The organism is Pseudomonas sp. NPDC087817, from assembly GCF_044742875.1.
Taxonomy (GTDB): domain Bacteria; phylum Pseudomonadota; class Gammaproteobacteria; order Pseudomonadales; family Pseudomonadaceae; genus Aquipseudomonas.
In genome coordinates this window covers 1-8,022 of sequence record NZ_JBIUVJ010000113.1, presented here as the reverse complement: position 1 = coordinate 8,022, position 8,022 = coordinate 1, and the positions used below count along the sequence as shown (strand labels likewise).

Below are 8,022 nucleotides of genomic sequence, written 5' to 3'. Positions count from 1 at the left end.
CCTTCCATTTCGAAGCTGTCTTCTTTCGACATGCAGTAAAGCCCTCGGTATCCAATGAATGGCCCGGTGCAACTGCGCCAGGCAAAAGCGGCGTGCATTGTGCCCGAAAAATGGTGTTTACGCCAAGGGGTTTACGGCTTGTGTTCAGTTCAGGATGACCCAACGCTGATTAATCAGCAGTTCGATAGGGCGATATTGGGTCTTGTAGTTCATCTTTTTGCAGTTTTTGATCCAGTAACCCAAGTACACCGCCTCAAGCCCCAGGCGCTGGCTCTCGGCGATTTGCCACAGGATGGCGAAACGGCCAAGGCTGCGGCGTTCTTCGGCCGGTTCGTAAAACGTGTACACCGCTGACAGGCCGTTAGGCAGCAAATCAGTCACCGCGACAGCCAGCAACCGTCCGTCGAGACGAAACTCGTAAAAACGCGAGAAGGGCAGATCGCGCACCAGAAAAGTCGAGAATTGATCACGGCTCGGTGGGTACATGTCACCGTCGGCGTGACGCTGTTCGATGTAGCGCTGATACAGATCGAAGTATTCTTCACTGAACTGGGGTTTGGCCGGGCGCACCTGCAAATCGGCGTTGCGCTTGAAAATCCGTTTCTGCTGACGGTTGGGGGTGAACGGCGCCACGGGAATGCGCGCAGGCACGCACGCATTGCAATTCTGGCAATGGGGGCGATACAAGTGATCGCCGCTGCGACGAAAGCCCATTTCCGACAGGTCTGCGTAGACATGCACATCCATGGGCTGACTTGGGTCGAGAAACAGGGTCGTGGCCTGCTCCTCAGGCAGATAACTGCAAGAGTGAGGCTGAGTGGCATAGAACTTCAAGCGCGCCAACTCGGTCATGATCAACCCTCGGGATAAGCTGGTGAATTAAGTGTAAGCCACGCGCGCAAAAGTCGCTCAGCAAACCCAGGTGGCGTGATTGGGTTGATCCAGATGTCGGGCCAGATAGTTGGCGAATTCGAGGCGGGGAATCGCCCGAGCGCCGAGGCTGTGCAGATGGTCGGTTGGCATCTGACAGTCGATCAGCACAAACCCCGAGTCCTTCAGATGCCGCACCAGTGCGGCAAAGCCATATTTGGAGGCATTGTCGGCGCGGCTGAACATCGACTCACCAAAAAACAGCTGCCCCATCGCCAGCCCGTACAGACCGCCGACCAATTCGCCCTGATCCCGGACTTCGACAGAATGGGCGAAGCCGCGACGATGCAGTTCAACGTAGGCGTTCTGCATGGCTTCGGTGATCCAGGTGCCGTCGGCGTAATCCCTGGGCGCAGCGCAGGCACGGATCACCGCTTCAAAGTCCTGATCGAAGGTGACTTGGTAGCGCTCCTTGCGCAGCAGTTTGCTCAGGCTGCGTGAGACGTGCAGTTCGTCGGGAAACAAAACCGTGCGGGGATCCGGCGACCACCAGAGAATCGGCTGGCCTTCGGAAAACCACGGAAAGCAGCCATGGCGATAAGCCTGAATCAGACGATCGGCGGACAGATCGCCACCTGCGGCGAGCAATCCGTTGGGGTCGCGCATGGCCTTTTCCAGTGGAGGAAAAGTCAGGGAATTGCGTTGTAACCAAGTCAGCATGGCATCCAGGCTTGCAGAAGGGGAGGGCGGTGCGGGCTGTTTGCCCGCGATAAAGTGTGCCGTTAAATGACCGGAATGTCGTCCAGATACTTCTCTGCATCCAGCGCCGCCATGCATCCGGCGCCGGCTGAGGTCACTGCCTGGCGATAAACATGGTCGGCGACGTCGCCGGCGGCAAACACGCCGGGGATCGCGGTGGACGTGGCGTCGCCGTCGCTGCCGCCCTTGATCAGCAGATAGCCGTCGCGCATCGGTAACTGGCCCTCGAACAGGTCGGTGTTGGGTTTGTGACCGATGGCGATGAACACGCCGGCCAGCGCCAGTTCACGGGTTTCGCCGGTGTGGCTGTCACGCAAACGCGCGCCAGTGACGCCGCTGGCATCGCCAAGCACTTCATCGAGATTCTGGTTCCAGTGCAGGCGCACATTGCCGGTGGCGGCTTTCTCGAAGAGTTTGTCCTGAAGGATTTTCTCCGAGCGTAATTTGTCGCGGCGATGGATCAGGTGGACTTCTTTGGCGATGTTGGACAAGTACAGTGCTTCCTCGACGGCAGTGTTGCCGCCGCCGACCACCGCGACCACCTGATTGCGGTAAAAGAAGCCGTCACAGGTCGCACAGGCGGAAACGCCTTTGCCGGCGAAGGCTTCCTCCGACGGCAGGCCGAGGTATTGCGCCGAAGCACCGGTGGCAATGATCAGGGCATCGCAGGTGTAAGTGCCGCTGTCGCCAATGAGTTCGAACGGGCGCTGTTGCAACTTGGCGGTGTGGATGTGGTCGTAAACGATCTCTGTGGCAAAGCGTTCAGCGTGTTTCTGCATGCGTTCCATCAGCACCGGGCCCGTGAGGCCTTCGACGTCGCCGGGCCAGTTGTCGACTTCGACCGTGGTGGTGAGCTGGCCGCCGGCCTGCAACCCGGTAATCACCACGGGTTTGAGGTTGGCGCGGGCGGCGTATACGGCGGCGCTGTAACCGGCCGGGCCGGAGCCGAGAATGATCAGGCGTGAATGCTTCGCTGCGTTCATCAAATACACCTCATAAGCCTTTGTCACAAAAGGTAATGCATGCTCAAATTGAACCGCAGGTCTTGTCGGCTTGGCTATGCTCAACACTGGGGTTTGAAGCATGGCATCAAGCGCACAAACCCGTACAATGCCGGGCTGTTACAGAATATTCGCCGCGTGCCGTGTTTATAAAACCCTGAGCGCAGTGTTAAAAGTAGTCTCAGTTGCACCCGTTAACTTTTTTACCTGCCTGGACTGGGCAGTTTTTTATCGTCATTCAATAGATGGACGCGCCTCGGCGCAGGAAAAGTAGCGTTTTGAAGAAATCCACCGAAGCACCAAAAACAGTCGTTCCGCTCTGGCGCCAACAGTTGCACTACCGGCTCAAGGAAGGTGCATTGATCGCCATCGGCGCTCTGTGCCTGTTCCTGATGATGGCGTTGCTGACCTACGGCAAGGACGATCCGGGCTGGAGCCACAACAGCAAGATCGACGACGTGCAGAATTTCGGCGGCCCGGCGGGCTCCTACAGCGCCGACATCCTGTTCATGGTGCTCGGCTACTTCGCCTACATTTTCCCGTTGCTGCTGGCGATCAAGGCGTATCAGATCTTCCGTCAGCGCCACGAGCCGTGGCAGTGGAGCGGCTGGCTGTTCTCCTGGCGCCTGATCGGTCTGGTGTTTCTGGTGCTCTCCGGTGCCGCGCTGGCGCACATTCATTTTCATGCCGCGACCGGTCTGCCGGCCGGTGCCGGTGGCGCACTGGGCGAAAGCCTTGGCGATCTGGCGAAGAACGCCCTGAACATTCAGGGCAGCACGCTGCTGTTCATCGCCCTGTTCCTGTTCGGCCTGACCGTGTTTACCGATCTGTCGTGGTTCAAGGTGATGGACCTCACCGGCAAAATCACCCTCGACCTGTTCGAGCTGTTCCAGGGCGCGCTCAACCGTTGGTGGTCGGCGCGTACCGAACGCAAGCAACTGGTGGCGCAACTGCGTGAAGTCGATGACCGCGTGCACGATGTGGTCGCCCCGACGGTGACTGACAAGCGTGAGCAGGCCAAAGTCAAAGAGCGCCTGATTGAGCGCGAGCAAGCGCTGAGCAAGCACATGTCCGACCGCGAGAAGCAGGTCCCGCCGGTCATCGCTCCGGCACCGGCCAAGGCTCCAGAGCCGAGCAAGCGCGTGCAGAAAGAGAAACAGGCACCATTGTTCGTCGACAGCGCCGTGGAAGGCACCTTGCCGCCGATCTCGATTCTTGATCCTGCGGAAAAGAAACAACTCAATTACTCGCCGGAATCCCTGGCTGCGGTCGGCCACTTGCTGGAGATCAAGCTCAAGGAGTTCGGCGTCGAGGTCACGGTGGATTCGATTCACCCGGGCCCGGTCATTACCCGTTACGAAATCCAGCCTGCGGCCGGCGTCAAGGTCAGTCGCATCGCCAACCTCGCCAAAGACCTTGCACGTTCTCTGGCCGTGACCAGCGTGCGAGTGGTCGAGGTGATTCCGGGCAAGACCACCGTCGGTATCGAGATCCCCAACGAAGACCGGCAGATCGTGCGCTTCTCCGAAGTGCTGTCGACGCCCGAGTACGACAACTTCAAATCGCCGGTCACCCTGGCGCTGGGCCACGATATTGGCGGCAAACCGGTCATCACCGACCTGGCGAAGATGCCGCACTTGCTGGTGGCCGGTACGACCGGTTCCGGTAAGTCGGTCGGTGTGAACGCGATGATTCTATCGATCCTGTTTAAGTCTGGCCCGGAAGACGCCAAGCTGATCATGATCGACCCGAAAATGCTTGAACTGTCGATCTACGAAGGCATTCCGCACTTGCTCTGCCCGGTTGTGACCGACATGAAGGACGCCGCCAACGCCTTGCGCTGGAGCGTTGCCGAGATGGAACGTCGCTACAAACTGATGGCGAAGATGGGCGTGCGTAACCTGTCCGGCTTCAACGCCAAGGTCAAGGAAGCCCAGGACGCCGGCGAGCCGTTGAGCGATCCGCTGTACAAGCGCGAAAGCATTCACGACGAAGCACCGCTGCTGCAGAAGCTGCCGACCATCGTCGTGGTGGTCGACGAATTCGCCGACATGATGATGATCGTCGGCAAGAAGGTTGAAGAACTGATCGCCCGTATCGCGCAGAAGGCGCGTGCGGCGGGCATTCACTTGATCCTCGCGACCCAACGACCTTCGGTGGACGTGATCACCGGTCTGATCAAGGCCAACATTCCGACGCGTATGGCGTTCCAGGTGTCGAGCAAGATCGACTCGCGGACCATCATCGACCAGGGCGGCGCCGAGCAATTGCTCGGCCACGGTGACATGCTCTACATGCCACCGGGCACCAGCCTGCCGATCCGCGTTCACGGCGCCTTCGTTTCCGACGATGAAGTCCACCGTGTGGTCGAAGCGTGGAAACTGCGCGGCGCGCCGGAATACAACGATGACATCCTCAACGGTGTCGAAGAGGCGGGCAGCGGCTTTGAAGGCAGCAGCGGCGGTGGTGATGGTGATGATCCGGAAGCCGACGCACTGTATGACGAAGCCGTACAGTTCGTGCTGGAAAGCCGCCGTGCCTCGATTTCCGCCGTACAGCGCAAGCTGAAAATCGGCTACAACCGCGCCGCCCGGATGATCGAAGCCATGGAAATGGCTGGCGTCGTCACCTCGATGAACACCAACGGTTCCCGTGAAGTCCTGGCCCCGGGCCCGGTGCGCGACTGATTGCAAAAGCAAGAGGCGGGACAATGATGTCCCGCCGCTCTCCCAACGAGTATTCAAGAGGACTCCCATGCGTCTTATCCGCATGCTGCTGCCAGTACTGGCTTTGACCACACTCACGGCCCACGCCGATGACAAGGACGTGGCTCGTTTGACCCAATTGCTGGAAACATCCAAGACCCTGAGCGCGAACTTCTCGCAGCTGACCCTCGACGGCAGCGGCACTCAGTTGCAGGAAACCACTGGCGACATGACCCTGCAGCGTCCGGGGCTGTTCTACTGGCACACCAATGCGCCGGCCGAGCAGACCATGGTTTCCGACGGCAAGAAAGTCACCCTGTGGGACCCGGATCTTGAGCAAGCCACCATCAAGAAGCTCGACGAGCGCCTGACCCAGACCCCGGCACTGCTGTTGTCCGGTGACGTATCGAAGATCAGCCAGAGCTTCGACATCAGCGCGAAAGAGGCGGGCGGTGTAATCGACTTCACCCTCAAGCCGAAAACCAAGGACACCCTGTTCGACAACCTGCGCCTGTCGTTCCGTAACGGTCTGCTCAACGACATGCAACTGATCGACAGCGTCGGCCAGCGCACCAACATCCTGTTTACCGGGGTCAAGGCCAACGAGCCGGTGCCGGCATCCAAGTTCAAGTTCGACATCCCGAAGGGTGCGGACGTGATTCAGGAATAAACATATGATTTGTGGGGTCGAGCCTTTGTGGTGAGGGGATTTATCCCCGATTGACTGCGCAGCAGTCACCTTTTTTGGGGCCGCTTCGCAGCCCATCGGGGATGAATCCCCTCGCCACAGGGTTTTCCACAAAATTCGAAATTCGAGGTTTCAACGGTACGTGATGGATTTGTTTCGCAGTGCACCGATTGCTCAGCCACTGGCCGCGCGTTTGCGTGCGACCAATCTGGATGAGTACGTCGGTCAGGAGCACCTGCTCGCTCGCGGCAAGCCTCTGCGTGAAGCGCTGGAGCAGGGTGCCCTGCATTCGATGATCTTCTGGGGCCCGCCGGGTGTGGGCAAGACCACACTGGCGCGGTTGCTCGCGGAAGTCTCGGATGCACACTTTGAAACGGTCTCGGCGGTGCTCGCCGGGGTCAAGGAGATCCGTCAGGCCGTTGAAATCGCCAAGCAGCAGGCCGGCCAGTACGGCAAGCGCACGATTCTGTTTGTCGATGAAGTACACCGCTTCAACAAGTCTCAGCAGGATGCGTTCCTGCCCTACGTTGAAGACGGCACGCTGATCTTCATCGGCGCCACCACCGAAAACCCTTCGTTTGAACTGAACAACGCGCTGTTGTCGCGGGCTCGCGTCTATGTGCTGAAGAGCCTCGACGAGGCGGCGCTGCGCAAACTCGTGCACCGCGCCCTCACCGAAGAGCGCGGCTTGGGCAAGCGCAACCTGACGCTCAACGACGAAGGCTTCCAAATGCTGCTGTCGGCCGCCGATGGCGACGGCCGGCGTCTGCTCAATCTGCTGGAGAACGCGTCGGACCTGGCCGAAGACAACGGCGAGATCGGCACCGAACTGCTGCAAAGCCTGCTCGGCGACACCCGTCGGCGCTTCGACAAGGGTGGCGAAGCGTTCTACGACCAGATCTCCGCACTGCACAAGTCGGTGCGCGGCTCCAACCCCGACGGTGCGCTGTACTGGTTTGCGCGGATGATCGACGGCGGCTGCGATCCGCTTTATCTGGCCCGACGCGTGGTGCGCATGGCCAGCGAAGACATCGGCAATGCCGATCCGCGCGCCCTCAGCCTGTGCCTGGCCGCATGGGAAGTGCAGGAACGTCTCGGCAGTCCGGAAGGCGAGTTGGCGGTGGCGCAGGCCATTACCTATCTGGCCTGCGCACCGAAAAGCAACGCGGTGTACATGGGCTTCAAAACGGCCTTGCGCGCCGCCGCTGAAAACGGCTCGCTGGAAGTGCCGTTGCACCTGCGCAACGCGCCGACCAAGCTAATGAAACAATTGGGCTACGGCGACGAATACCGCTACGCCCACGACGAACCGGATGCGTATGCCGCCGGCGAAGATTATTTTCCGGAAGAACTCGAGCCGATTCCGTTCTACCAACCGGTGCCCCGAGGCCTTGAGTTGAAGATCGGCGAGAAGCTCAACCACCTCGCGCAACTCGACCGTTTAAGCCCAAGACAGCGGAGAAAATAGTGCTTCCATTGATCATTGCGGTCTCCGTCGGCGGGATTGCCGGCACATTATTGCGCTTCGCCACTGGCAATTGGGTCAACGCCAATTGGCCGCGGCACTTCTATACCGCGACGCTGGCCGTTAATATCGTGGGCTGCCTGCTGATTGGCGTGTTGTACGGCCTGTTTTTGATACGCCCGGAAGTGCCGATCGAGGTGCGTGCCGGGTTGATGGTCGGCTTCCTCGGGGGGCTGACGACTTTTTCATCCTTTTCACTGGATACGGTGCGCCTGCTGGAAAGCGGGCAAGTGTTGCTGGCCCTCGGCTATGCGGCACTCAGCGTATTCGGCGGGCTGCTCGCGACGTGGGCTGGCCTGTCCTTGACCAAACTTTGATAACGAGAAACCGACATGCTCGATTCCAAACTGTTACGTAGCAACCTTCAGGACGTAGCGGTCCGGCGGGGGGGGCGGGGGGGGTGGGGGGGGGGGGGGCCGGGGGGGGCGCGCGGGCCGGGGGGGGGGGGGGGGGGGGGGGGGGGGGGGGGGTGTG

7 protein-coding genes are annotated in these 8,022 nt (G+C 60.0%); 4 read left to right on the top strand and 3 right to left on the bottom strand.

The features are described from left to right. Nucleotides 1-144: 144 nt before the first annotated feature. The 3 genes from ACIONG_RS29265 to trxB form a co-directional block, all read right to left on the bottom strand. Nucleotides 145-852, bottom strand: a complete 708-nt coding sequence (locus tag ACIONG_RS29265; protein ID WP_103306781.1) for an arginyltransferase — start codon at nt 850-852, stop codon at nt 145-147. A 57-nt stretch (nt 853-909) separates the two neighbouring features. Further along, on the bottom strand, nt 910-1,590 hold the full coding sequence (aat, locus tag ACIONG_RS29260; protein ID WP_401304407.1) for a leucyl/phenylalanyl-tRNA--protein transferase: 681 nt from the start codon (nt 1,588-1,590) through the stop codon (nt 910-912). 62 nt (nt 1,591-1,652) lie between these two features. Beyond that, complete coding sequence (trxB, locus tag ACIONG_RS29255; protein WP_401304405.1) at nt 1,653-2,612, bottom strand: thioredoxin-disulfide reductase; 960 nt, start codon at nt 2,610-2,612, stop codon at nt 1,653-1,655. A 263-nt stretch (nt 2,613-2,875) separates the two neighbouring features. On the opposite strand from trxB, the gene ACIONG_RS29250 reads away from it, so the two are divergent. From ACIONG_RS29250 to crcB, 4 genes are all read left to right on the top strand, one after another. After that, the gene (locus ACIONG_RS29250) at nt 2,876-5,317 is read left to right on the top strand and encodes a DNA translocase FtsK (protein WP_401304403.1); all 2,442 of its coding nucleotides are present in this window, start codon (nt 2,876-2,878) and stop codon (nt 5,315-5,317) included. Nucleotides 5,318-5,384: 67 nt separating this feature from the next. Next, on the top strand, nt 5,385-6,005 hold the full coding sequence (gene lolA, locus ACIONG_RS29245) for an outer membrane lipoprotein chaperone LolA (RefSeq protein ID WP_008087013.1): 621 nt from the start codon (nt 5,385-5,387) through the stop codon (nt 6,003-6,005). 163 nt (nt 6,006-6,168) lie between these two features. Further along, nucleotides 6,169-7,491: a replication-associated recombination protein A gene (locus ACIONG_RS29240; RefSeq protein ID WP_401304400.1), complete on the top strand. Its 1,323-nt coding sequence runs from the start codon at nt 6,169-6,171 to the stop codon at nt 7,489-7,491. After that, nucleotides 7,491-7,865, top strand: a complete 375-nt coding sequence (gene crcB, locus ACIONG_RS29235; protein ID WP_103306776.1) for a fluoride efflux transporter CrcB — start codon at nt 7,491-7,493, stop codon at nt 7,863-7,865. The genes ACIONG_RS29240 and crcB overlap by 1 nt, the downstream gene beginning before the upstream one ends. The last annotated feature ends 157 nt before the right edge of the window (nt 7,866-8,022 follow it).

What these genes read in the sequence shown, in the direction of transcription:
- ACIONG_RS29265 (WP_103306781.1), bottom strand. Translation starts at nt 852, where the DNA reads ATGACCGAGTTGGCGCGCTTGAAGTTCTATGCCACTCAGCCTCACTCT.
- trxB (WP_401304405.1), bottom strand. Translation starts at nt 2,612, where the DNA reads ATGAACGCAGCGAAGCATTCACGCCTGATCATTCTCGGCTCCGGCCCG.
- lolA (WP_008087013.1), top strand. Translation starts at nt 5,385, where the DNA reads ATGCGTCTTATCCGCATGCTGCTGCCAGTACTGGCTTTGACCACACTC.
- aat (WP_401304407.1), bottom strand. Translation starts at nt 1,590, where the DNA reads ATGCTGACTTGGTTACAACGCAATTCCCTGACTTTTCCTCCACTGGAA.
- ACIONG_RS29250 (WP_401304403.1), top strand. Translation starts at nt 2,876, where the DNA reads ATGGACGCGCCTCGGCGCAGGAAAAGTAGCGTTTTGAAGAAATCCACC.
- ACIONG_RS29240 (WP_401304400.1), top strand. Translation starts at nt 6,169, where the DNA reads ATGGATTTGTTTCGCAGTGCACCGATTGCTCAGCCACTGGCCGCGCGT.